This is a genomic window from Phycisphaeraceae bacterium (assembly GCA_019636795.1).
Taxonomy (GTDB): domain Bacteria; phylum Planctomycetota; class Phycisphaerae; order Phycisphaerales; family UBA1924; genus JAHBWW01.
The window spans coordinates 272,038-295,578 of the sequence record JAHBWW010000003.1 but is presented as its reverse complement, the minus strand read 5'-3'; the positions used below and the strand labels follow the sequence as shown (position 1 = coordinate 295,578).

The following is a 23,541-nucleotide window of genomic DNA, read 5'->3' as shown; positions in this document are numbered from 1 at the left end:
AGTACCCCTTTCGGTGAAGAACCCGAGAAGTCACACATCGGGGTTGAGGCTGTTTGAACAAACAACCCACTCGGTTATCGGATTCGCTCATCCGAACTCTTGAAAATGGAAAATTTACTACAGGGACAGGGTGGATATACCCTGTAAGATACAAGCCGGGTCGGGGGATGTCTCCACAGCACATACGCCTGGGGCGTGCGGCAAGATGAGCCTCATGCGCCCGCCTAGGGATTTCTTGTCGTGGCCCATGCGCTGGAGGATGACTTGCGGGTCGGGCAGTCCGGCAACCTGAGTAGGCAGGCCGGCAAGGGCGACGAGGTCGATGACGGTCTTGACGAAATCTTGATCGACGCGGCCGAGGGCGGCTGCGGTCGCGCTGGCAGCGATGAGCCCCAAGGCGACGGCTTCGCCGTGCAGGAGTGGGGCATCGTCGAGTGATTCGGTTGGGCTGAGGTGTTCGAGAGTTTCGATGGCGTGAGCGAAGGTGTGGCCGAGGTTGAGCAGGGCGCGCCCACCATCTGGGGCCGTTTCTCGCACGTCGCTGGCCACGATGCGGGCCTTGATGCGGACGTTGCGCTCGATGAGTTCAAGCAATGCGGCAGGGTCGTGAGCCAGGAGTGCGGGGATGGAGCGGGCGGTCCAGTCCCAAAGATCAGGATCCTGCCAGGGGCGAGCGATCATGGCATGCTTGATGCATTCGGCCAGACCCGATCGAAACTCGCGCGCGTCGAGGGATGCGAGGGTGTCGATGGAGGCCAGGACGAGAATGGGCTGATGAAACGAGCCGACAGCGTTCTTGAGGAGTGAGCCATGAACGTTGAGGTTGACGCCGGTCTTTCCTCCGACAGAGGCATCGACCATCGAGAGGAGCGTGGTGGGGCATTGAACGACGCGCACGCCACGGCGGTGTGTGGCGGCGGCGAATCCGGCGATGTCGCCGACGATGCCGCCTCCGAGGGCAACGATGAGGTCGTGTCGATCGAGGCGAGCCTGGGCTGCTGCGATGAGGATGCGTTCAAAGGTGTGGAGCGACTTGTCGGGTTCGCTGGCATGGATCGAGATGGTGGAGACATCGAGCGAAGCGCGGGTGAGCGAGCCGGCCAGCGCAGCGGGGAGCGCTCGGGGCAGCTTGTCATCGCAGACGATGAGCGCGCGGCGAGCGGGCAGATTGAGGCACGCTGTGATCAGAGCACCTGCGTCTTTGAGCAGGTGATGGCCGATGAGCACGTCGTACGGCTCGCTGGCAACATCGACATGGACGGTGCGATTCAAGGGCGCGTTCTCGCGTGCGGCTCCCATGTGATGCGGGGCGCGTCGCCCCAGAGCATTTCGAGGTCGTAGTGGGCTCGGGTGTTGGGTTCGAAGAGGTGCACGACGACATCGACAAAGTCGGCCAGAAGCCAGAGGCTCTGATCGTCGCGGTTGGTGCGGTGTCGGTCGAATCCCTTGTCGCGAGCAAGATCGGTGACGTGATCGAGGGCCGAACCCATCTGCCGTTGCGAGGTGCCCGAGCCGATGACGATGAAGTCGGTGATGCGGCTGAGTTGGCGGACGTCAAGAATGATGACGTGTTCGCATTTGTCGTCGTGAAGCAGTTGTGCGGCTTCAATGGCAAAATCGCGTGCGACCTCGGGGTCGGCGGTGCTTCGATCGGGAAAGAACACAGATTCTGGTTGCTGATCATCCATCGTGGTCGGAATCCTCCGTTCGGGTTTTGTGGCGTGGGTGTGCTGGCGCTTCTTCGCGCGTGATGAGGCGTGCGGAGTTTGCAATCGTAACGTCCGCGATGCGCAGGCTGCGATCGATGCCCGGAAGATCGGGCAAGAGTGCCGGGTCGGGCCAGAGAAGCATGGTCCCGCCTGGAGCGAGGCATCGCCAGATCTCGGAGAAGTCGACTGCCGAGCGTGTGCAGACGAAACAGGCGTCGAAGGCTCCATCGAGTTCGCCGTGGAGCGATTCGCTGGTGCCGATTTCGAATGCGAGATTGGGCGCGGCATAGCGGCGGCGTGCGAATCGAATTGATTCTCGATCGCGGTCGATGGCGACGACAGCTCCGGAGGTCCCGACGGCGCGAGCAAGGCGTTGCGATCCTGCGCCGGTGCCGCAGTTGATCTCGAGCACGCGCTGGCCGGGACGAACGCGCGAGACGGCCAGTTCGTAGACTTCGAGCCGCGGGTCGTGCATGAGGTCGGAATAGATGCGGTCTGCAGTGCAGCGGATGCGCATGCGAGCGTTGTCGGCAAAGCGCACGCTGTATTCCTTGTGCCCAGGGCCTCGCGGGGCCAGAGCGCGGCGGATGGGTGTCTGGTCACGTTCGTGATAGCGAACGCCTTGAACGACGATCGACTTGCGGATGCCGACGAGGTAGGCGAGTTTGCGGAGGAATGCAGCGATGTGAGACCGTGCGTGCTCGCGGGCGCGCGAGCGTTTGCGAGCGTGCGCGTCGCCCAGGCGAACGGGCTTGCGTGTGGTGTCAATAGCACGGTGCGCACTCACGTTGTGCCTCCGGTGGCCCAGAGCGCGAGTTGGGGCCGGGCGGTCTTGACAATCGGTGCCAGGGGTGTGCTCCGAGGCTGAATGTCAATCCATGGCGTGGGGCGGAACTGGTCGGCGATGGTCAGGTCATATGCGGCTGAAGCATGCAGCGAACGGACGATGTCCGGTCGGTTGCATTGCTGCGAAAGGTGGAGGCAGACGAGGCTGCGTCGAGGCGCGATGCGGTGGACGACTTCGACACATTGATCGTTGCTCAGGTGGCCCGAGCCACCCATGATGCGCTGCTTGAGAAACGCGGGACGGTTGCTGGCGCGCTGAAGCGCGGGGCAGTAGTTAGATTCGAGAGCCAGAACATCCGAATCGCGCAGGTGGTCGATGAGTTCTGCTGTGGGGCGGCCGACATCGGTGGCGAACCCGACACGGGCCGAGCGGTTTGGCTCGTCGCTGGTGATGTCAAAGCGGAAGGCGACGACGCCCAGACTGTCGTGCGCGAGCAGTTCTGGATCGACTCGAATGCCTGAGCCGATAGTGAAGGATTCGCGAAAGACTTCGGTGGCGCGGGAGCACAGGCCCATGCGTTCGGCGCGGCCGCGATGCGAGGAGTGGATATAGAAGGGCGCGCGAAGGCGAGATACCTTGGACCAGCCGAGGTGGGCATGGTCGCTGTCGAGGTGCGTGAAGAGGATGGCGTCAACCTCCCATGGGTCGATGTGTCGCTCGCGGAGGAGGGCGAAGGTGCGGCGTGGGCTGAGTCCTGCGTCGATGAGGATGATGCGTCGCGTCCCGCCTTCAGGGACGACGAGGACAGAGCAGTTGCCACGTGAACCACTAGCCAGAACGCACAAGACGCCGAGCGCCTGTGATGGGAGCGATCGGGGGACTGCGGCTGTCGCGTTGGGCTGTGTCATGCCTGATTGAGTTGTGGTTCGGGCGCAGGTTCGGCCTGATCGCGGGGTGTATCAGTGGCGTTGCGGCGAGATGGCTTGCCGGGGCCGCCACAGATCGGGCGCTTGGCGGTGCGGACAAACTCGGCGATCTCTGCGACAGCGGGGCTCGAAGCAGCCAGTGCGTCGAGCGTCGCGAGCATTTCGGTACGGCTGACAACGCGGCGGAAGACAGCGCGAAAGGCACGTCGAGTCGCGGTGATCTCATCGACCGACATTCCCGCCCGGCGCATGCCGATGCGATTGATCGAGGCAATGCGATTGGTGTCGTACGCGACGCAGAAGGGCGGCACATCGCAACTGACACCCAGACACCCCGAGATGAATGCGAGGCGACCAACGCGTACGAACTGGTGCACGGCGGAGTGGCCCGAGAGTGTAACGCGATCGGCAATGATCGAGTGCCCGCCGAGGCTTGCGTTGTTGACGAAGACGACATCGGAACCGACTTGTGCATCATGCCCGGCGTGGCTGTTGACCATCATGAAGACGCGGTCGCCGATGGTTGTGGGGAGTGTGGCGTGCGTAGCGGCGTGGATCGTGACGTGCTCGCGGAGGGTGCAGTTTCGGCCGATGACAACGCCGGGCGTCGGGTCGCCGATCTTGAACTTGACATCCTGTCCGGGGAAACCGATGCAGGCGAAGGGGTAGATGGTGGTGCCGGGGCCGATGGTCAGGGGCCCACGGAGATAAACGTTGCCGACAAGGTGTACGTCATCGCCGAGGCGGACGCGACCTTCGAGGTTGCACGCGGGGCCGACATGAACGTTGTTGCCGAGTTCGACATCACTGCCGATTGAGGCTGTTGGATGCACAAATGCCATGGGGCGATGATATGCGTTTCATCGTGCAGACGGCGTTTGGGCGAGGGTCAGTAGGGTGGAAAGGAAACTCGGGTCGATGTTACCGCCGCTGATGATGATGCCGATGCGTTGGCCTTCGGTCTGACCCGCGCGGGCACGTTGCAGGAGACCGGCCAGTGCGAGGGCCCCGGTCGGTTCGATGACGAGTTTGAGCCGTTCAAAGGCGAAGAGGGTTGCACGGGCAATCTCGGCCTCGTCGACGGTCATCATGTCGGCGACGTGAGTCAAAACCAGCGGAAATGTGTAGCGTCCGAGCGAGGGCGTACGGGCACCGTCGGCAATCGTCGGCGGGTTCGAGACGGTCGCGAGCATACGGGTCTTGAAGGAGCGTGTGGCATCGTCGGCCAGTGCCGGCTCGACTCCGATGACTCGACAGTCGGGCGAGGCAGCAGATGCAGCGATGGCGCACCCGCTCAGGAGACCGCCTCCGCCACAGCAGACCAATAGTGTATCGAGCGAGCCGGTTTCTTCGAAGAGTTCGCGGGCAGCAGTGCCTTGTCCGGCGATGACATCGGGATGGTCGTATGGCGGAATGATGGTGAGATTTTCATCGGAGGCGATGCGACGGCCGAGGTCTTCGCGCGATTCGGTCTTGGGGTTATAGAGGACGATGCGACTGCCATGAGGCGCACGGTCGAGGTAGGCGCGGGTGGCTGCCATCTTGATCGCTGGCGCATTGTCGGGCATGACGATGACCGCCAATCGCCCGAGCAGCGCTGCAGCGAGCGCGATGGCCTGCGCGTGATTGCCCGATGAATAGGCCAGTACCCCGCCCGATTCGAGGTTGGCCAAGGCGTTGTATGCTCCGCGAAACTTGAACGCGCCGACACGCTGAAAGTTCTCACACTTGAGCCAGACACGCGCGCCCGTGAGGGCATCGAGGGTCGAGGAGGTGTGCACCGGAGTGCGGCGTGCGACACCCGCAAGGCGAGCGGCGGCACGCTCGATGTGCGCGGGAGTGACGAAATCGCAAAGGGAAAAATCGGGTGCCGTGTCGTGCATGCGTGCGATGATATAGTGGTGCTAGCCGCGTGCAGGGCCGAAAAAGTGCGCCAGGCCGTAGGCAACCCCAAGGGCCAGCACGATGGCAGGTCCGGGCTGGATGTCGAACTCGAACGCAGCGACAAGCCCAACCATCGCGGCGACAAGTGTCAGGGTGATGGACCAGACGATGACGATGCCAAGTCGGAGACTGAGTTTCATCGCGGCAGCGGCCGGGAGGACAAGCACCGCTGTCGCGAGGACAACACCCGCGAGTTTCATGGTGACGACAACGACCGTCGCGAGCAGAATGAGCACGAGAACGCGGATGCGATCTGCCGGGACGCCGAATGCCGGTGCGGTCGATTCATCAAACATCCAGAAGATGATGGCACGTCGGTACCACCATGTGACCCCCAGGACTGCGAGACTTGCCAGTGCAGCCGTGGCAAAATCTGCCCACCCGATGGTGGTGATGGAGCCAAAGAGAACCTGTTCGAGTGATGGTGGAGGAAATCGGCCAGCTGCTGACGCGATGAGTTGCGCCCGGTGGTGGAGCAGGAATCCAAGCGCCATGGTGATGCTCAGGACGATGCCGATGGCGACATCAGAGTTGGCATAGCGCTTGTCGGTGAGGGCAGAGATGCCGATGGCCGATGCGATGGCAAACGCCAGAACGACCAGCAATGAAGCCAGGCTCGCGCCGGTGGTGGCGCCTCCGAGGCCGAGAACGAGTGCGAGCCCGACGCCTCCGAATGCCGAGTGACTGATCCCTTGCCCGATGAACGAGAGTCTCTTGACTACGACGAGCCAACTGAGTGAGCCACCGACGATGGCGATCAGAATGGCGGTCAGAACTCCGGGCCAGAACAGCGAAGCGAGTGCGGGGTTGGTGAGGAACTCAATCGTGTGCACAGCACCCTCCGTCGTGTGTGTGCGGTTTGCTGGTGTCACCGACCTTCGCGCCAGTTGAGGGGACGAGGGCTTCCACGTCGTGACGAAAAACCTGCGCGAGGATTTCCGGCGTCAGGCCGCTCGCGGTGCCGTGGAAGTGCATTGTGCGCGCCAGGCAGGCGATGCGGTCGGAACCTGCGACCACGGTGCGCAGTTCGTGGCTGACGATGAGCGTGGTGAGCCCGAGTTCCGAATGGAGCGTTGAGAGCAGTGTGGCAAACTGCTGCTGGCCGCGCACGTCGATCCCGACGGTGGGTTCGTCGAGAATGAGCAGCTTCGGCTTGCGCGCCAGTGCTCTTGCGATCATGATCCGCTGCAACTGCCCACCCGAGAGCGCACGCACCGGCCGCGACGCCAGATCGAAGACTCCGAGCAGTTCGAACACGCGATCAACATGCTGCCGGCGTTCGGGCGGAATTCGTGCGAACGGCGAAATGTCCTGCATCGCTGCGAGTTCGACAACCTGTCGCACCGAGATCGGCGCGTCGAGCGCGGCTTCGATGCGCTGTGGCAGATACCCAACCAAGCCGGCGCGGCGGGCGTGCTCGGGAGACTGGCCATGGATGAGCACCGTGCCGCGCTGACACGGGAACAAGCCGAGGATGATCTTGAGCAGCGTGCTCTTTCCTCCGCCATTGGGCCCGAGAATACCGAGTTTTTCGCCCGGTTCGACGCGAAGGCAGATGTTGCTCAGCGCGTCTTCATCGCTGCCGGGATAGCGAAATGAAAGGTCAGCGATTTCGATCACGCTCATGGAGCACCCTCGCCCGGAGCGGGCACCGGCGAGCGGTTGAGTGCCTCGACGAGTTGGGCAAGGTTCGTGCGCATCAGTTCGAACCAGTCGCCGCGCCCGAGCGGGTCGAGCGTGCCGATCGGCAGGCGTGTGTCGGCAGCGAGGCGCCGGGCAAAGGCATCGGACATTTGAGGCTCAACGAAGATCGCTGCGACCTTGTTCTCAGTCAAGGTGCGCACTGCGGCTGCGACCTCGCCGGGTGTCGGGCTTGTTTCGCCTCCGGTGCGGTGAATGGCGATCTCGCGCAGGCCATAGCGATCAAGCAGCGGTGCGAAGGCAGCGTGTTGTGTCAGAATCGCGCGTCCGCGATGAGGAGCGAGCGCAGCGGCATATTCGGCATCGATAGCACGGATGCGTTCAAGCATGGTGATCGTTCTGGCGCGGATGTCGCGAGCGAGAGTTTCGTCAGCCGCGTACTCCGAAAGTGCTTCGCCCGCCGCCTCGACAAAGAGCAGACATTGCTGCACATCGAGCCAGAGGTGCGGGTTCAGGCCGTGCTCGTCGATACAAGCGTCTTCAGGATCATCGGGGTTGTGATTGTGGGCGTGTGTGTGGGCATGACTCGACTCGATACCGACGAGTGTGGCAAAGGCGAGCACACGCTGCGTCGGGCGTGCGGTGCGTTCAAAGTACTCGAGGGCGCCCTCTTCGAGACCCAACCCGATGCCGAAGATGATCTGAGCGCTGCTGGCGCGGGCGATCTGTGATGCGGACATACGGTGGCCGTGAATTGACTGCCCCGGCGAGAGCAGGGATTCACACGAGACGGATTCGGGCAGCAGTGGCCCGACCAAGCCGGCAAGTGCAGGGATCGTGGTGACAACGCGCGTCAACGGCTCGGGTTGTTCACCCGAAGGCTTGCCACAGCCCACCAATACAAAAGCAGCGAGCATGGTCGCCAGGACTACGGTTGCTCGCCCGAGATGCTGCAATCGCGAACGCATTTGCAATAATACGCCCGCTCAAGCACCCGAGTTCAAAGCCTCGCGTCAGGATTCCTGCAATGCACGCGGTACGATTCCGATGCTCAATGTGCGGCTTGCCGCCAAGGAGGACGATCATGATGCGAACAACTGGTGCGATGATGCTCGGAGCGTTGTTACTCGGTGCGGAACTTGGGTGTCAGAGCCAGCCGCCGCGGGGCAATCGTGGGGGCCGGGTTGAACCGAGCCACACGACGCCGCCCGAGGCTGCCGATTCGAGGCCGATGGTCTCGGACTTCATCACCTACAGCGATCAGTTGTCGCAGGGGCTGATGCGTGACCTGGAAGCGACGCCGACCCTCGCGCCGCGCTACACGCCTCGCACAACAATCCTCTTTGGCGACATCGTCAACAAGACCGGGATCGTGAGCACCAACGATTTCGAAGTGGTGCGTGAGCGCATGAAGAACCGCCTGATGCAAAGCCGGACATTCAACGAGCGGTTCCGGTTCCTGACGAGTCGACAAAGGCTCGAAGAGTTGCAGACGGTTGAACTCGGTGACGACATGTTCCCCAAAGACGCACAGGGACGGGTGCTCAATCCTCGCGTGCACCCGGACGACACGATGCTGCTCAATGGCACCATGTATCGGATCTCGCGCGGGTCGACGAACTACTACCTCATGACATTCGAACTTGTGCGCTTCAGCGACGGTGAAATCGTCTGGACCAACGACTACGAAACGAAGCGGTGGTAGCATGCCTGCATCGCGATGGTTCGCTGCCTTTCTCGCAGTAGCGTTGGTGTTGTGTTCCGCCCCGCTCGGGGGGTGCGGCGCAAGGCAGTCACGCTCGACGCGGTTAGCGGCTGACGATGTTCTCGTCGCGTCGACTTCGCTTGCGCAGCAACTGGCTTCGAGCGATTGGCTGGCAACGCGGCACGCCAGCGATGAGCCCTGGATCATCGCTATCGACCGCGTGGAGAATCTGTCAAGCGATGTGATCCCGGTCGGAGAGCAGTGGCTGATGATCGAGAAAGTGCGCGCTGCGCTGCCGATGCAGTCACTCTCGCAGGATCGAGCGGTGAGATTCGTAATACCAGCCGAGCGGCTCAGGCAACTGCGCGGGCGCGAGCCGGAGTTTGCCGAGGCTGGCGCACTGCGCATGCCGACACATCGCATGGGCGGAACAATCCGCTCCGTGACGCGCATCGGTGAAGGAGGCCGCACCGATTTGTATCGCTGGGAGTTCGAGATCAAGGATCTGGTTGTCGGCGAAACCGTGTGGTCAGGACAATATGAAATCAAGCGGCTCGCTTACGGGCGAAGTTGGGATTGATCGCAAAAAGTGCTGCGCATGACACGCAAGGTTTCACATTTCGGAGTTGCATGCATGCTGATCGTTCTGCTGGCGCTGTTGCCGGCATGCGCAGCACGCACGCTCACGAGCACCACCAGGCCGACCGGGCACGGCATGTTCGGTCACGCCCGGCAGATCGCGCTCGACGAAAAAATCAAACCCATCGACCGCATGTTGCGAGAGGCGACGCTGGGTGTGCTGACGCTTGCTGATGGGTTGCCCGAGCAGGCCGAGGAGCCGTTCAATCGTGTCTATGAGACGTTGCGCACGCGAGGCGTGAATGTCGGGCGCGATGGTGCAGCGGTGGTATTGCATGAGGGCGTGCGCACCTGGAAGGGAGAGCCGTACGAACAGGCATTGCTGTATGTCTATTTCGCGATGCAACAGGCAATGATCGGTTCGTGGGGAAACGCGCGGGCAGCTGCGGGTTCGGCCCTCGAGATGATCGACGAGTTCGACGCGGCCAGGGGAATCGCGCGGGGTTTGCCATCCGAGGCGAACGGATATGTGACGTCGCAAAGCGACTTTGTGCCGGCGCTCTTGATCGCGGGGGTCGCCAATGCTGCTCTTGGGCGAGGGGATGAGGCTTCGGATTACTTTGATCGCGTCGATCGCGTGCGGCCTCGCATGGAACCAGTGACAGCAACGCTGCGTTCGGGCGACTATGACGCGCTGATCGTCGTGGAAATAGGCGTTGGGCCTGGCAAGGAAGCAGCGGGCGGTGATGGCGCAGTTTCGCAGTTGACGCGCCGCTGGCCGAGTGATGAACGCGAGTTGCGGGTGCGCACGAGCGCGGGCGAGTTGTGGTCCATTCCTCTGGGACTCGATGTAAACCGCTTTGCCGAGGCCTATCGGTGGGATCATCTGGCAAAGGCAAGGCAGATCAAGTCGAGCACCGGCACGCTCATGACCGGCGCGGGCGCGGTAATGCTGATGAGCGATGATGAGGGCGTGCGCTGGGCGGGGCTTGGGTTGTTGCTGGGGGGCTTGTTGACCAAGGCCGGATCGCAGGCCGATACGCGATCGCTCAGCGTGCTGCCTCAACGATATTACTTTGTACCCATCCGTACTGATGATGCCGAGGCGATCGAGTTTGCGATCGGTGCCAGATCAGGCGAGTCGATGGTGGTGCCGCTGGCTCTCGATCGTGGCCACGGACCTGCTGTGAGAATGGTGCGCATCCCGGCCGACGAGGCATATCAGGGCGTCGGTCGCACGCTTGATCGCTGGCATGGTGAGCAGTATTCAGCGAGCCTCGATGTGCGTGTGCCGGGCGATGAACTTCCATACATTCTGGGCGGACGATGTGTCATGGAACCCGGGCACGACGCGCTGGCCAAGTATCAGGCATCAGGATTTCTTCTCGGCATGACTTCGGCGGATCTGATGGAGTTATACAGACTCGAAGGAATCGAACTCGCGGGCGAAGTTCGACCGGGCGTTCCGCCAGGGCGTCACCTGCTCGAAGGCGGGCGATCGCTGGCGGTGCCACTGCGAACGAGTCTTGGATATGTGCGACTTATGTGCCGCCCGCATCGGACGTATCAGCCAAAGAGCGACCGCGTCGCGGCACTGACGCGAGAGATTCAGGCAAACATGAAGGTACAAACACAACGAGGAGTCGAGTAATGAAGACATCGAGATTCAGAGCCAGCGCGGCTATGAGTGTGGCAATTCTTGGCGCGTTCGTGCTCGCGGCCGGCGGATGCGGGCAACGGCGGGTCGATCCACCTGCACAGCCAGCCACCGATCTGTTCCAGTATCCGCAGATCGCACTCTCGCCGGATCTGGCCGGTTGGGTTGCGGTGGATCGTCCGATCATTTCGCGCGGCGAAGACGGCCGCGGACCATTGCGTGTGACGGTGCCCGTGCGCACATTGACGAAGCATCAGACTATGCGCGTCGATTACAAGTTCACATTCCTGGACTCGCTCGGCCGCCCGATCGACCCGCAGCCGGACTGGCGCTACGAGCGCATGCCCTCGCGGACGCAACGGTTCTTCGAAGCCAATGCCCTGGACAACCGAGCGGAAGACTGGCGTCTTGAGATTCGCTCGGCTCATTAAGTGACATGACAGGGGCTTGAGAATGGGCATTTGGCTCCAGCGTCGGCCGGATCAGTCGTCGGAATAAGCCTCATCAACCTGAATGATTGGTTCGAGTGCAGGCCAGAGGATCCAGTCACCACGGGCCGCATCCATGGCCAGGCGTTCATCATTGGTTGCAGCAGGTATGCCTGAGTGGAATGCATGAAAGTGGTCGAAGCGGCGTGCCATGCTTCGGCCGCGCTCGGTCGCAGGCGCTCTGCCGTGGTCATCCACACCATCGACACCGATCGAATACAGCAGCGGAGTTGCTTCCGACGCGGTTGGGGCCACATAGCGCAAAGGCTTTCCGTCGAACGGATCGCGCGGCATGGTCGGCAGATACGTCGGCACAAGTTCGCTCAGCGCGGCTGGATAATGCCCATGGCGACGACGCCAGGACTCGAGCGCAAGCGCTGTCAAGGCTGCCGAACGCACAGTTTCTGCTGAGTCGCGGGCAGTGGACGCTCTTCCCATAACCTCATACGAATTTCCCTGGAGCGATTCCAGAAATGGCACGGCATTGAAGATCCCAGAGTTCATCAACTGCTCATAGAACTCATCACTCTTGCGTTCGTCATGACGCCAGGGTGGAAGAAGGTCGTCAGCTGTCGCTTCGCCGATCCAGCGATGGGCGAGTTGAGAAAGTTCTTTGCGCGAGGGCAGCACCACACTCTGAACCGGCTGATACATGCGATAGAGGAACCACCCCTGAGACTTGGCGACGCCCCATTCCTCATACATTTCGTCAGAATCAAATCCACCGATGAAGCGTCCGTCGCCTTTGCCATCATCGCTATAGAAACGCTGGAGAATGTCTTCGATGAAGTTGAGTTCAAATGACGGATCGATGCGCATCCGTCCTCCAGCAAACCCGCCCACGAGGTGTGCAAGCGTGCGGAGTTGATCTGTTTCAAGGAAGTCAGGCTTGGCAGCCTCTTCAAGGACATTCTGAAAGGTCATGTGCGCGATCGCGACGCCGACCAGATTCGAGATCATGAAAGGTTCGCCCAGCGTCTGCTCGGCAATGCCAAGCATGGCCTCGATGTCGGCGATGTAGACTTCGCTCTCGCCGCGTGAGGCTGCATGCAGCGCGTGCCAGCGAAGCCGAAGAGAAAACTGGCGCATTTCAGACAGGTGCGGAAGCAGGAGGCCGATCACCATCGGGTTCTCGATATGCTGCCCGAGATCTTCCGGTTTGAATGGCCGATTCTGAACTTCTGCCTGAATTCTCGCGAATTCCTCATCCATGCGCGAACCATAGATCACACCGACAAGCGGCTTCGCAGCGGCCTGACGCACGAGTTCAAGCGCCTCAGCGTTCCCTTCGAGCCACGCAACCATCTGGTCCCAGTTCGCATCACCCGGTCGTCCAGGCTGCGGCTGTGTGTAATCCGTCAAGAACGTCGGCAACTGCCCGAACTGACGCTTGGCTTCGAGATACAGCGGCCAGGCACGATCCTGCGGATTGCTCGCCAGTGTCGGTGCGTTGAGTTCGTTGGTAATGTTGCGATCGATACGCGGCGCGGTCAGAAAAAAGCGGGCTGCGAGTATGATGTAGACCGCCAGGCACACCAGCACCGCCGAGCCGAAGGCACGCCGCGTTGCCCGCGCCGAGCGCCACCACAACGGACGCATGTTCTTGCGGGCCGAGGTGATGAGTCTTGTCGCGCGCCGGCGGTCGCCGAACGCCTCTGCCAGCGATTCGGCCGAAGCGCCAGCACTCAGCCCGTCAGTAAAATGTGCACACAGTTCACGCGCGACATCTGCCCGTTCTCGCGGCCATAACCGGCAGCGAGTGACGACCTCGCGCACAATGGCGCTCAAGGCAGCCGGCAACTCGGCCTGCTGCACAATCGCATCGACCGAACGCGCGCCGCGATGATTTCGCAAGGCGCGGTTTCGCTTGGCACCATTCGCGGTGGCGGTGGTATGGCTCATGCCAGGCCTCCTTCAACGCGTGGCGAGGGCTTGAGCACACCAAGTCCGACCATGGCATCGGCCAGCGCCTGCCATTGCTTGATGTCCTCCGCGAGTTTCTTGCGCCCCTTATCGGTCAGGCGGTAGTACTTGCGATCTCGCCCCGAGTCGGCCTCGCGCCACACGCCTTCGATCAGGCCTTTGCCTTCGAGGTTGTACAGCATCGGGTACAGCGTGCTCTGTCCCATCGCCAGCACGCCATCACTCTTTTGGGCCAGTTCATCAACGAGCTCGTAGCCGTACTTCTCGCCTCGACCGAGCAATTTGAGCACCGCAACCGGTCCGGCTCCGCGCATCAGTTCACGTTCAATCCGCATGACGACCCTCCAGAAGCCACAACCCACGGCCTACATACTATGTCACACATACTATACAAATGGGCACGGTGGCTGGTTGCAGGCACGCGGACCTTGAAAGAGAAAATTTTTTCGCAACTCAAGCACCGGCTATGACATGGTCCGGGCCAGTTCAGGCGCATGACAAAACCCGCGACAGACAACATCTGGCATCGGGGGGTTGGCACCAGTCGGGCCTCATCAACCTGCGTTCGGGGTACGAACCGGGATGAAGGGCCGCCCAATTCGTTTGAACCGAGCGGCACCGAGGAGAGAGAGAGTCGTTCCTTGACCTATACCTACTGGCGAACACACAACCCGGGATTCGCGCCCTTCCCTGCGCCTGGCCTTCCTTGGCCTGAATCCCACTGCACAGACAAATCGTCTGTTCTCACACGCTTTCTTCTTTTTTGGACCTCGTGCTCGCAATTTGCGACAATTTGCTCACAATGGCATCGGCACACCCCCGAATGCGGTGTGCATAAATTCCTCATAAATGCGGTCAAACCCTTAATCACGCCCGTTTCGACATCGCACGCTGGATCTCGCGTTGCGACTCGCGCTCCCCGATCGCCCGGCGTTTATCGTGCTCCGCACGCCCCGTGCCCACGCCGATCAGCAGTTTGGCCCGCCCGTTCTTGAAGTACAACTTCAGTGGCACGATGGTGACGCCTTTGGTCTCCAGAATCCGGGCAAGTTTCCGAATCTCGCGCTTGTGGGCGAGCAGGGTCCGCGTGCGGTCGAGGCGGTGCTGCTGACCACCAGCGGGGGCGTATTCCCCAATACTGACCTGATGCAGGACGAGGGCGGGCGGCTCGGCCCGCGCCATCACGAACCCTTCGCCGAGCGAGACGATTCCCGCCCGCACAGCCTTGACCTCGGTCCCGACCAGCGCGATCCCGACCTCGAGCGTCTCGGCGATGCTGTACTCATGCCTCGCGCGACGATTCTCGATCGTGGGCTCGTTGGAGGTTTTGGGATTGCGTTTCTTGGCCATGGGAGGGGGAGTGTATGGGAGGGGGAAAGGGAAGAGGAGGAAGCAACGCCGCGAGCCGTCCGCAACGCCATCCGGCGAATGGGGAAGTCACTCCCAGCACTGGCGGCAATGACTGGGATTGACGCCGTCATTGCTACCGTCGGGGAGACTAGACGTGGTACGATGAGGTGCCGTTTGGGGATAAACGCGACATGAAGCGGCGCGACATCCTTGACCAAGACATTGTTGCGGTGGATCCGTAACGGAAATGATTGGATATCAATTGGTGATAATTTTGTCTTAGCGACTTAGTCGCCACCCGGGCGGGACGTTTTTGAAGCGTTCGTGAGCCAGTGGAGCCAACGTATGAGCCGCCAGAACTGGAATCGGGATGAACTCATAAAGGCTCTCTCCCTTTACTGTCAGCTCCCCTTTGGCCGAATGCACTCACGCAATCCGGAGATAACCGCGCTGGCGGAAGCAATTGGTCGTACGCCCTCCGCCGTTGCTATGAAACTGGTGAATTTCGCTAGTCTCGACCCAGAGTTACACGAACGTGGCGTGGGAGGAATGGGGAACACATCCGCGGCGGATCGCGCCGTGTGGAGTGAGTACTACGGCAGGTGGGATGTGCTGGCTAAAAACTTGGTCATATCCGAGCAGATAGTCGTGCCCAAAGCGGCGTCGCAATCTCTGCGAGCGTCGCGGACTCAACCGAGTGGCCCGACAGAAATCGTGTGTGAAGCGACGCAACGTCGGGGCCAATCGTTCTTTCGGGCGTCGGTCATCGCGGCGCACGATGGGAAGTGCTGTATCACCGGCATTACCAGCGAACCGCTCCTGCGGGCAAGCCACATCGTGCCGTGGTCGCACGATCCGGTGCTACGGCTCGACCCTCGTAATGGCCTCTGTCTGAACGCGCTCCATGATGCCGCGTTCGATCGTGGGCTCATCACGCTGTCAGAGCAATTCGAGTTGCAGATCTCCAGACGGCTCAAGGCGGAAGTGCCGCAGCCTGTTTACACGGAGATGTTCGAGAGTCGGACTGGCGCGCCGATCACGATGCCTGAGCGATTCCGACCAGCAGCGGAAATGCTGGAGTTCCACCGCCGTGAGGTTTTTGTCGCGTAGTGCCCAAAGGAGGATCACCTGTGTCGCAGATCGACCTTGCCGTCTATGCCATCAATGCTGCCGGAATTGCAGATGCCTTCGCGTGTTTGGAATCAGAAGATGCAGAGGCCGTCGCCCGATTTGCACGTGTCACAGCAGAATGCGGAGGCCATGTCGGTATCATAAAGCAGATCGCCGACGCGGCTGAATTCATGGAGCGTTTCCGAGTGAGACACGGAGCGTCCGCGAAATGGGGCGGCGAATTGCCGTACCTTTACGATGTGTGGGATTCCATTGCGCAGGCAATTTGGCTGGAACTCGAGAAGAAGCCGATCGATCAGATAGTCGAGTCCGCGATCTGGTCCGTGATGAGTGCCAGACCCGAGACGCTGGCAAACTCTCGTCCCGGCTCCGCCGATTGATTAGTAATTGACGGTGTCTCAAACCGCCAGCCGAAAATCCCGTCATTTTTCCGTGATCCGTTTTCGTCAGGTTTTCGGGCGACCCCTGAAAACGAAAAAGCCCCGCAAAACAGGGCTTTTCCTCGAAGTGGAGCGGAAGAGATTCGAACTCTCGACCTCATCATTGCGAACGATGCGCTCTACCAACTGAGCTACCGCCCCTTGTGAAGCACAGTCTATGCCCGGTCTGGAGTGGTCGCCAAGCGGGTGTGGCGGCCTCTGGTTGGCGTGGATTGGCCCTACCGTGTAAACTCGGGCTTGCGGAGCCTTCGGGGGTGAGCGGTGCGGGCAGTGTTCGCTTCATCGGGTGCGTTTGGGGTGTGGTTCAATCGGCGGAGGTTTGATGGATCCGAGTCTGACGATTCCAGAGGGGTATTCAGCGGTCGATCTTGAGCCTGGGGGCGTGATTTCGCCGCTGCGGCTGTGTGTGCTGAGTCGCGACAAGGCCGACGCGGTCGGCGGGCACCTGGTCGTGCTGCGCGATTCGCTTGATGCGCGGGCGGTGCTGGGGTGCGTGACCGATGCGGCTGGCGTGGTGCAGGAATGGGTGCAAATCTGGATGCAGGATGTCGATCTGGCAGCGGGTTCGCTCGAGCACTATCGCGCGTCGCTCTCGAACACGGCTTTGGAGGAGCGATGGATCAAGGCGGTCGAGGCTCTCGAGCAACTGGTGCCTCGGGATCTGATTCGGACGGGGTTCGAGCGCGAGCCCGCGCCGGCGCTGTTTCTCGACCCTGCGCGGCGGAAGGTCAAGCCCGCAATGCACGAAGCGTCGGGGATGCCCTTCGAGATCTGCCGCGAGGATGCCTTGCTGCGAGAGCGCGGGCTGGCGGCATACAGCACGACTCTGCATCGGTATTTATATGTGGAAGCGCTGGGGGCCGAGTCGCCGATCGTTGCGGTGACGCGCGATGCGCCAGGTCAGAACGTGATGAAACTCACGGAGATCCTGTCGGGGATCAATCGCGATCTTGTGCCGTTCAATGCGGGCGGCGGGTTGATGCTGGTGCGTCGGCACAGCCCGGTTTCGGTGTCGGATTTTGTGGAGGTGCTCGGTGGCGGACCCTGGAAGGGTGTGAGCCATGGCGGCGGCGTGATCCACATCGATTCGCAATCGGTCGAGGCGGGCGAACGTGGGGGTGAGTCGATTGACCCGGATCGGTTCTTTCTGGGTCAGCACGGCAAGTGGGGCAGACTGGTCGAAACGCTGCACCTGAAGTTGAGGTTGATTTCGGACGCGCTCGGAAGCGTGGCGGAGATGGCTGCCAAAACGGGCCGGCCGCTGCTGAACGTGACGGATGAAAGTTTCCAGGTGGAGGTCTGGAGGCGAGCGTGCGGGCTGCCTCGGTTGTGGACAACTCGCGTGGTGCTGGTCGATCCGGGGGGTGCGGTGGCGCTCCCGATTCCGGGGAGCCGAGTGAATTACTATGTATCGCGTGATGGGCTTGGGAAGGGTATTTACCGTCCGCAACTTGCGGTTGAGCCGGCGAAAGGCCTGTGCTCGATCCGATTTCGGCAGGTGACAATCGACGAGGACGGAACAGCGACGGTCGAAGCGACATTTCAGACCGCCGAGCGGGTGACAGCGCACGGAAGCGACCTGCTGGCGCTGCGTCTGAACATCGGGACCGAGCGGCTAGACCTGCATGCGAAGTTGGAATCCGAGTCGGCGATGGCGTCGGGCGAGCTGCGTCTCAGGAGCGTGCCGACGCGCGTGACTGCGGCGCAGGCGGAGGCGTTGCGATCGGCAGAGGGCGTGCCGATGCGGGATGTGTCATTCGAGACACTTCCTTTGCTGTCAACACCTTGCGACTTGTATGCGCTTGGGGTGCTTGGGGTGCGTGCGTTGCTGGTGACGGGGGACAAGCGGCTGCCTAAGGCGCTCGACGAGGTGTTGAGTCTTGCCAGGCAGGTTGGCGAACTGCATGCGCAACTCGGAGGTGCGGAGAATGCACCGGATCTTGCGTCGCGGGTGAGGCTGGCGTTTGAAGCCGATCCGCGGTGGGTCGAGGCGCTTGGGCCTCAGTGGCTGACGCAGGAGAAGATGACGGCGTCGGAGGCGTTCGATCTGGTTCCGCCGGAGATGTGGTGGCGTGTGCTTGCGGCGCTGGTGCGGATGTTTCCTGGGATGGGTCCGGATAGCATTTGCCGTGATCTTGGGGATTCTCGTGGCGGCGCGGGGCACCGTGTGTTCAGCCCTGCGATCGAGGCGTTTGATGATCTTCTGGTGCGGACGCGGAGCCTGATGCTGATCGATTGGCGCTACAACCGGGAGGTTCATGCGGTGGTTCGCGGGCTTCGGACTCGTATGATCGAACAGGTCGGCGGGCGTGTGTGAAGCGTGCACACGCTCGTACATGGGTGAATGGAGTCATCGGAAAGAAGGAGCAGTGATGACGAACGTGAAGCAGGTATTGACGGTTCTCCTCAGCGTTGCAATGGTCATGGGGCTGATCGGGTGCGAGAGCAAACCGAGATTGGGCGAGTTCACGGTGACGGTGTCGTTGTCGAGCGACTTTGCGCAGGGCGGGAGCATTCCTCCAACGGAAGTTGACCTGATTGGCCTGCCTGCGGCGGAGCTTTCGACGGCGCAGAATACGTCAGTTTCGACATACTTCCAGCCTTTGAACCCGTACCGGCAGAGTCTGGTGCAGGGCAAGGACCGGGTGACGCTGGTGTTCCGCGATGGAGACTCGGGCCCAAAGACGGTTGAACTGAATCGTAAGGGGAAGGATCGCGATACATGGCAGCACTGGTATCAGCGTGGAGTGGTCGACATGGTGGTGCTGGCGGATCTGCGTGGACCCGGGATCAGCGATCAGCCTGGCGATGCAGATTTTCGGCGTTTCACGCTGACGCTGGACAAGGCGCGATGGAAAGGGCGTGGGAATCTGAACATCGTGGTTCAGCCGGCACGGGTGTATTCGGCGTCGCAGCCCGAGCCTCAGAAGTGAACGGGAATCGGGTGATGATCTGATGAATCAGCACAGGCCGTCTCGTTGACGCGGGGCGGCCTTTGGTTTGAATGATGGGTAAGTACGGCGGATACGAAGTTGTCAAGGAACTGTCGCGAAGCCCGCTCGGGCTACGGGCGCTTGCGCGCCAGACGGGAGGCGAGAGTGCGGGGGCGGAGTTCCTGCTTCGGGTCTGCTTTCTTGATCCGATCGCTGAGCGTGGGCAGGAGCGTGTGATCGTTGAGTCGTTCCTGGGGCAGGTTGCGATCGAGCAGAAGGCGGGCGGGGATCATTGGCTTCGTGTTTACGAGGTCGGTGAAACGGATGAAGGAGCCTTCGCGGTATCGGATTTCTACCCGCGTTCCGTGCAGGGGCTTGTCGATGGCAAGTCGAGGCTCGACGCGGTTTCGCTCAAGCAGGTGCTTCTGGGTGTGGTAGAGGGGTTGATCGCGCTGCGGGACAACTGCAGCGGGCGTGCGCACGGGATGCTCAGGCCGGAGTTTGTGCTCATCAATGACAACGCTGGACTGGGACGGTGGCGTGTGGCGCTGTGCGAGCCAGGGTTGATCGGCAAGGGCGAAGACGAACGCAAGCGATCGCGCGAGGCGGATCTGCGCGGGATTGCGGGCATTGCGATCGGGCTGGTCGAGCACAAGGTGCCACGATCACTGAACAAGCGGATCGAGGTGACGGAGGCGTGGACTCGGGTCGCAGGGCCCAGAGCGTCATCGTGGGTTGCGACGCTGAATCAGTTGCTCGATCCTGATCTTAACTGTGATCGCGTCACGCTCGAGTCGGTGCGCGATGGGATTGCAGCGATTCCTGCCAAGGCGAGCGGGTCGAAGGGGAAACTGATCGCGGTGGGGGCAGTCGGGTGTGTGCTGCTTCTTGGTGGGGGCGCGGTGTTCGGGTGGAAGTTGCTGGCTCCCGAACCAATGGTCGAGACGCTTGCGCCAGTTGCGACTGATTTCACGATGGAGTTGTGGGAGGAATGGGTCCGCGCTGACGACTGGATGCGTGGGCTTGATGGTGTGCTGCGAGAGGCAACTTCGAGCGAGATCGATACGGACTTGCGCGATGAACTGCTCAGAGTGTGTCCGAAGCAGGCGGACTTTGGCAAGTGGAGTCCGCGGGATGTGGTGCCGAGTTTCGCTCCGCCGCGGGCCATTCTGATGCTGGAGGATGAGAGCAAGCAGGAGGGGTACTTTCTGGAGGCATCGACGACGCGCGATCGACAGGGCCGGGGCGCGCTCGAGAAGGCCAATCTTGCGGTGCCGATTGCACGGAGGATTGTCAATACCATTCGGCAGAGCGAAGCGGTTGAGCGCTATGCGCGGCTGATAAACGAAATCGAGGCTACGGGGAGTGGAGGCTCGCTGCTTGAGAAGATCGAGAGCACGCGGCGGAGCTTGGTAGACCTTGAAGTTCGTTCGCAGGACGACATCAAGGAAGCGCTGCGCATCGCGGGCGCAGCAAGGCTCGCTGAAGACGCGGCCGGGCACATTGCGACGTTGCGCATGCACCTTGATGGGATCGCGGAACAGCGGGCGATTTTGGCGGCTGAAGGGTATGAGGATCCGGTCCTGGCTGGCGCTAACGATGCGTTGCTGAACACTGTGCTTTCGGTCTCGGGCGAATCGGTGGGCGAGGTGCTTTCGGTTGCTGTGGCGCGTGGGGCGGATGCGGCCAGAGAAGCCCAGACGCTGCTTGGCGTGCTGCGCTCACCAGAGTTTGCCCGTGTGGATCTGCCGACGTTTCGCGAAGCGATTGCCACAAGAAATCTGGGCAGTGATGCGACCATGGCGTCGATAGCGCAGTGGCGTGCGCTGGCGAGCGATCGTTCGCTCTATCGACTCGAGGCGGGGGCGGATCCGATGGGAGCGTGGCGCAGCGGTCGTGCTGAGGCTGCGCTCGCGACGGTCGATGGGACGCTGCGTGACCTCGATTCATTGCGCGGGGATGTCGAGGGCGAAGATCGCGATCGGCTCGTGACGAGTTCGGCCGAGTTTCGTACGAGGCGTGATGCGATCGCGGCAGAGGTGGAGCGAGCGCTTCGACTGGCAGCAATCGAGTCGACGCGTGATGCGCTGGCACGCGAGCGTGCGACGCTCGATCAGTCGATCAAGGGATTGCAGGATGCAGCGGACGGGCTGTACGCGGACTTGACGATCAGCGAAGAAGGATTGCTTGGCGAGATACGAGCGGCACTTCCAGTGCAGGTTCTGTCGCCGATTGATGCCAAGTGGCGTGAGCGGGCGACGGTCGCGGAACAGCGTGTGCGCGCGGCGCAAGGCGATCGGCGGACATTGTTTCAGATACGCAAGCAATGGCAGGCTCAGCAGACACACTTGCTGGCGGTTGATCGACACTTTGATGTGAATGGCGTCGTGCAGCGGGCGACTGGTTCGGCAATGGATCCGGGGCCGATGAATGCGGCGTTCATGCAGGTGCAGCTTGCGGAGGCGCAGAAGTTTGTTGATGCGGTGGCGTGGGACAACGCGACAGCGTTTTCGGAGTTGATCGGCACATACGAACCTTTGGAGACGCTTGCCGAAGCGATTCGGGCTGCAATTGCAGAGGCAGTGGCGGTGGAGTCGCAACTGGATGGGTGGCGGGCGCCGAGCGAAATCGAAACGCTTGATCGTGTGCTGGGGAGAGATTTTGCTGGGCAAGGCGCGATGACCGCAGCGTATCAGGAGTCGATCGCGCCGGTGCGGGCACGGGTCGAGGCTGCGCGGCGAGTGGTTGGCAGCGATGTGGCGGCGATGCTTGCTGAGGCGGGTAACGCATCGAGCAGGCCTGAGATGCGGTGGGCGTCGTATGTGGCGGCCGACGCTGCGGGAACACCCGAGTTCATCGAGCAGGACTTGCAGGTGCGGCAGGTGCTGCAAGCAGCGTTCGAGAGTTCTGCTGGACCGGCGTGGCGAGGAACGCTCGAATCGCGATTGGCCGAGGTGTCACAATCGCGATGGGCAGCGGCGATGGATGCAGCGGCGTCGGTTGATGAACTCATGCGCGTCGGGACCCTGCGTGAGCGCGTGGGGGCAGAGGAATCAAGGCTGTCGATGCGAGCGCGACGGCATCTGCTGCTGGTCGAGCTTGATCGGGATGTGCGGGCAGTGAACCGAGCCGATCCGGATGCGGCGGACGCGGAGATGGCACGAGTTGTGCGGGCGTGGGTCGGCCGTGCACGGGCGTCGAATCTGGTTGGTGCAGACGGCGCGTGGCTTGGAGAGCTTGAAGCGGCGCTGGTGGATAGCGCGCGCAGTGGGGCAGAGTTTGACGCGTCAAAGGTGGGGCCTGCGACCAAAGGAATGCAGTTTGTCGTTGGTTCATCCGATGTCGAGAACTTTACGACACTGGTGTATTCAATCGGAGGCACTCGAACGAGCGAGATTGTGCTGCGCAGAGTGCGTGAAGAGCCTTTCGGCGACGATGTCTGGTTCATGGCTGAGACGGAGATGACGGTCGGGCAGTTTGCGGCTTTGGCGCGAGCGGCGCGACGCGAAGGGCAATGGACCGATGATCGGCAGGGGAGCGGACCGAGTGGATGGCGCAATGATCGGGGGGTCATTGCTCGGGAAGATTGGATCGAAGTCAGCAGTCCAGTGTTTCGCACGTCGAGTTTGTTCATGCCCGCGCTTCAAGGCCGCGGAACCGAAATTGGCGCGCGAGGGATGAGCCCGCACGCAAGCATGCCATTGCAGCAGGTGAACGATGTGATCGTGCAGCAGATATGCGACGATGTCGGTCTGAAACTGCCTCCGCTTGAAGTCTGGCGTGCAGCAGTCGAAAGCGAGATTGGGCGTGCGGGCGTTTCGGGCGGTGCATTCGACACTTCGTGGGTTTCGCCGATGGGATTGAATGTGCGCGACGAGATGTGGAAAAACCAACGCGAACACGAAAAGAACGTCAGCCGCGGCGAGCGCGAAATGACGCTCTGGAGGACAGGGCGGTTCGACCGTCGTGATGAAGAGGTTGACGCTGCGTGGGAAGGGGTCAATGACGGCTATCTACTCTTTCGTTACGCAGCCGATGGTGGCACGAGCGCCAGTGGTCAGTTTCGACACCTCATCGGGAATGTCGCTGAGGTGGTGATCGATGGCGGGCAGTGGGTGGTGATCGGCGGGTCGGCGATGTCGCCCCCTTCGATGAATCCATTGGAGCCAGTGCGTCTGAGCAACAATCGATTGGAAGCGTCGGCCGACGTTGGGTTGCGGCTTGCGATGTCGGTTCCTGCGGACAGCCTGCGGAGCACGGTGGTGCGACGGGTAGAGCGCGTGGTCGCGCGTGCGCCGTACCAGTGGGAGCCTTGAGGCGCGTAATTG

21 protein-coding genes and 1 tRNA gene are annotated in these 23,541 nt (G+C 61.6%); 9 read left to right on the top strand and 13 right to left on the bottom strand.

Translation table 11 applies throughout. From position 1 onward, the window contains the following. Positions 1-117 precede the first annotated feature (117 nt). Genes KF757_07335 through KF757_07295 form a run of 9 tightly spaced genes read right to left on the bottom strand, consistent with a single transcriptional unit; the run spans position 118 to position 7,975 of the window. Positions 118-1,272 carry a 3-dehydroquinate synthase gene (locus tag KF757_07335; GenBank protein MBX3322788.1) on the bottom strand — a complete coding sequence of 385 codons (1,155 nt, stop codon included), beginning with the start codon at positions 1,270-1,272 and terminating at the stop codon, positions 118-120. Continuing rightward, positions 1,269-1,688, bottom strand: a complete 420-nt coding sequence (rsfS, locus tag KF757_07330; protein ID MBX3322787.1) for a ribosome silencing factor — start codon at positions 1,686-1,688, stop codon at positions 1,269-1,271. The genes KF757_07335 and rsfS overlap by 4 nt, the downstream gene beginning before the upstream one ends. After that, positions 1,681-2,496, bottom strand: coding sequence for a methyltransferase domain-containing protein (locus KF757_07325; GenBank protein ID MBX3322786.1), 816 nt, complete (start codon positions 2,494-2,496; stop codon positions 1,681-1,683). Before KF757_07325 ends, rsfS begins: the two co-directional genes overlap by 8 nt. Next, positions 2,493-3,404, bottom strand: a complete 912-nt coding sequence (locus KF757_07320; GenBank protein ID MBX3322785.1) for an MBL fold metallo-hydrolase — start codon at positions 3,402-3,404, stop codon at positions 2,493-2,495. Before KF757_07320 ends, KF757_07325 begins: the two co-directional genes overlap by 4 nt. Beyond that, positions 3,401-4,264 (bottom strand): acyl-ACP--UDP-N-acetylglucosamine O-acyltransferase, encoded by an 864-nt coding sequence (lpxA, locus tag KF757_07315; GenBank protein ID MBX3322784.1) that lies wholly within the window; start codon positions 4,262-4,264, stop codon positions 3,401-3,403. Before lpxA ends, KF757_07320 begins: the two co-directional genes overlap by 4 nt. Positions 4,265-4,282: 18 nt before the next feature. Beyond that, positions 4,283-5,305, bottom strand: a complete 1,023-nt coding sequence (locus tag KF757_07310; GenBank protein ID MBX3322783.1) for a threo-3-hydroxy-L-aspartate ammonia-lyase — start codon at positions 5,303-5,305, stop codon at positions 4,283-4,285. Between the two features lie 21 nt (positions 5,306-5,326). Next, a complete protein-coding gene (locus KF757_07305; GenBank protein ID MBX3322782.1) occupies positions 5,327-6,199 on the bottom strand; it encodes a metal ABC transporter permease in 873 nt (290 codons plus the stop codon). Then, entirely contained in the window at positions 6,186-6,992 is an 807-nt protein-coding gene (locus tag KF757_07300) for a metal ABC transporter ATP-binding protein (protein MBX3322781.1), read from the bottom strand. Before KF757_07300 ends, KF757_07305 begins: the two co-directional genes overlap by 14 nt. Further along, positions 6,989-7,975, bottom strand: a complete 987-nt coding sequence (locus KF757_07295; GenBank protein MBX3322780.1) for a zinc ABC transporter substrate-binding protein — start codon at positions 7,973-7,975, stop codon at positions 6,989-6,991. Before KF757_07295 ends, KF757_07300 begins: the two co-directional genes overlap by 4 nt. Before the next feature lie 116 nt (positions 7,976-8,091). On the opposite strand from KF757_07295, the gene KF757_07290 reads away from it, so the two are divergent. From KF757_07290 to KF757_07275, 4 genes are read left to right on the top strand one after another with little or no spacing between them, the layout of a single operon-like run. Beyond that, positions 8,092-8,712 (top strand): hypothetical protein, encoded by a 621-nt coding sequence (locus tag KF757_07290; protein ID MBX3322779.1) that lies wholly within the window; start codon positions 8,092-8,094, stop codon positions 8,710-8,712. Position 8,713: 1 nt separating this feature from the next. Next, positions 8,714-9,292: a hypothetical protein gene (locus tag KF757_07285; protein ID MBX3322778.1), complete on the top strand. Its 579-nt coding sequence runs from the start codon at positions 8,714-8,716 to the stop codon at positions 9,290-9,292. A gap of 54 nt (positions 9,293-9,346) precedes the next feature. Next, positions 9,347-10,942, top strand: coding sequence for a hypothetical protein (locus KF757_07280; protein MBX3322777.1), 1,596 nt, complete (start codon positions 9,347-9,349; stop codon positions 10,940-10,942). Then, the gene (locus KF757_07275; protein MBX3322776.1) at positions 10,942-11,379 is read left to right on the top strand and encodes a hypothetical protein; all 438 of its coding nucleotides are present in this window, start codon (positions 10,942-10,944) and stop codon (positions 11,377-11,379) included. The genes KF757_07280 and KF757_07275 overlap by 1 nt, the downstream gene beginning before the upstream one ends. A gap of 51 nt (positions 11,380-11,430) precedes the next feature. On the opposite strand, the gene KF757_07270 is transcribed toward KF757_07275, so the two are convergent. The 3 genes from KF757_07270 to smpB all read right to left on the bottom strand — a co-directional run bounded on the left by KF757_07270 (position 11,431) and on the right by smpB (position 14,709). Further along, complete coding sequence (locus tag KF757_07270; protein MBX3322775.1) at positions 11,431-13,338, bottom strand: hypothetical protein; 1,908 nt, start codon at positions 13,336-13,338, stop codon at positions 11,431-11,433. Beyond that, positions 13,335-13,694, bottom strand: a complete 360-nt coding sequence (locus tag KF757_07265) for a helix-turn-helix transcriptional regulator (protein MBX3322774.1) — start codon at positions 13,692-13,694, stop codon at positions 13,335-13,337. The genes KF757_07270 and KF757_07265 overlap by 4 nt, the downstream gene beginning before the upstream one ends. Before the next feature lie 532 nt (positions 13,695-14,226). After that, positions 14,227-14,709, bottom strand: a complete 483-nt coding sequence (gene smpB / locus KF757_07260; protein ID MBX3322773.1) for an SsrA-binding protein SmpB — start codon at positions 14,707-14,709, stop codon at positions 14,227-14,229. 549 nt (positions 14,710-15,258) lie between these two features. Here smpB and KF757_07255 point away from each other — a divergent pair. After that, a complete protein-coding gene (locus KF757_07255; GenBank protein MBX3322772.1) occupies positions 15,259-15,819 on the top strand; it encodes an HNH endonuclease in 561 nt (186 codons plus the stop codon). A 20-nt stretch (positions 15,820-15,839) separates the two neighbouring features. Next, positions 15,840-16,220, top strand: coding sequence for a hypothetical protein (locus KF757_07250; protein MBX3322771.1), 381 nt, complete (start codon positions 15,840-15,842; stop codon positions 16,218-16,220). 128 nt (positions 16,221-16,348) lie between these two features. Here the strand turns inward: KF757_07250 and KF757_07245 are convergent. Then, positions 16,349-16,421: transfer RNA gene (locus KF757_07245), tRNA-Ala, on the bottom strand. A 181-nt stretch (positions 16,422-16,602) separates the two neighbouring features. On the opposite strand from KF757_07245, the gene KF757_07240 reads away from it, so the two are divergent. From KF757_07240 to KF757_07230, 3 genes are all read left to right on the top strand, one after another. After that, on the top strand, positions 16,603-18,597 hold the full coding sequence (locus tag KF757_07240) for a hypothetical protein (protein ID MBX3322770.1): 1,995 nt from the start codon (positions 16,603-16,605) through the stop codon (positions 18,595-18,597). Positions 18,598-18,652: 55 nt separating this feature from the next. Further along, entirely contained in the window at positions 18,653-19,213 is a 561-nt protein-coding gene (locus tag KF757_07235) for a hypothetical protein (protein MBX3322769.1), read from the top strand. A gap of 74 nt (positions 19,214-19,287) precedes the next feature. Then, positions 19,288-23,529 carry a hypothetical protein gene (locus KF757_07230; protein MBX3322768.1) on the top strand — a complete coding sequence of 1,414 codons (4,242 nt, stop codon included), beginning with the start codon at positions 19,288-19,290 and terminating at the stop codon, positions 23,527-23,529. The last annotated feature ends 12 nt before the right edge of the window (positions 23,530-23,541 follow it).

What these genes read in the sequence shown, in the direction of transcription:
- KF757_07310 (MBX3322783.1), bottom strand. Translation starts at nt 5,305, where the DNA reads ATGCACGACACGGCACCCGATTTTTCCCTTTGCGATTTCGTCACTCCC.
- smpB (MBX3322773.1), bottom strand. Translation starts at nt 14,709, where the DNA reads ATGGCCAAGAAACGCAATCCCAAAACCTCCAACGAGCCCACGATCGAG.
- KF757_07320 (MBX3322785.1), bottom strand. Translation starts at nt 3,404, where the DNA reads ATGACACAGCCCAACGCGACAGCCGCAGTCCCCCGATCGCTCCCATCA.
- KF757_07240 (MBX3322770.1), top strand. Translation starts at nt 16,603, where the DNA reads ATGGATCCGAGTCTGACGATTCCAGAGGGGTATTCAGCGGTCGATCTT.
- KF757_07275 (MBX3322776.1), top strand. Translation starts at nt 10,942, where the DNA reads ATGAAGACATCGAGATTCAGAGCCAGCGCGGCTATGAGTGTGGCAATT.
- KF757_07290 (MBX3322779.1), top strand. Translation starts at nt 8,092, where the DNA reads ATGATGCGAACAACTGGTGCGATGATGCTCGGAGCGTTGTTACTCGGT.
- rsfS (MBX3322787.1), bottom strand. Translation starts at nt 1,688, where the DNA reads ATGGATGATCAGCAACCAGAATCTGTGTTCTTTCCCGATCGAAGCACC.
- KF757_07270 (MBX3322775.1), bottom strand. Translation starts at nt 13,338, where the DNA reads ATGAGCCATACCACCGCCACCGCGAATGGTGCCAAGCGAAACCGCGCC.
- KF757_07285 (MBX3322778.1), top strand. Translation starts at nt 8,714, where the DNA reads ATGCCTGCATCGCGATGGTTCGCTGCCTTTCTCGCAGTAGCGTTGGTG.
- KF757_07300 (MBX3322781.1), bottom strand. Translation starts at nt 6,992, where the DNA reads ATGAGCGTGATCGAAATCGCTGACCTTTCATTTCGCTATCCCGGCAGC.
- KF757_07255 (MBX3322772.1), top strand. Translation starts at nt 15,259, where the DNA reads ATGGGGAACACATCCGCGGCGGATCGCGCCGTGTGGAGTGAGTACTAC.
- KF757_07230 (MBX3322768.1), top strand. Translation starts at nt 19,288, where the DNA reads ATGGGTAAGTACGGCGGATACGAAGTTGTCAAGGAACTGTCGCGAAGC.
- KF757_07235 (MBX3322769.1), top strand. Translation starts at nt 18,653, where the DNA reads ATGACGAACGTGAAGCAGGTATTGACGGTTCTCCTCAGCGTTGCAATG.
- KF757_07280 (MBX3322777.1), top strand. Translation starts at nt 9,347, where the DNA reads ATGCTGATCGTTCTGCTGGCGCTGTTGCCGGCATGCGCAGCACGCACG.
- KF757_07295 (MBX3322780.1), bottom strand. Translation starts at nt 7,975, where the DNA reads ATGCGTTCGCGATTGCAGCATCTCGGGCGAGCAACCGTAGTCCTGGCG.
- lpxA (MBX3322784.1), bottom strand. Translation starts at nt 4,264, where the DNA reads ATGGCATTTGTGCATCCAACAGCCTCAATCGGCAGTGATGTCGAACTC.
- KF757_07265 (MBX3322774.1), bottom strand. Translation starts at nt 13,694, where the DNA reads ATGCGGATTGAACGTGAACTGATGCGCGGAGCCGGACCGGTTGCGGTG.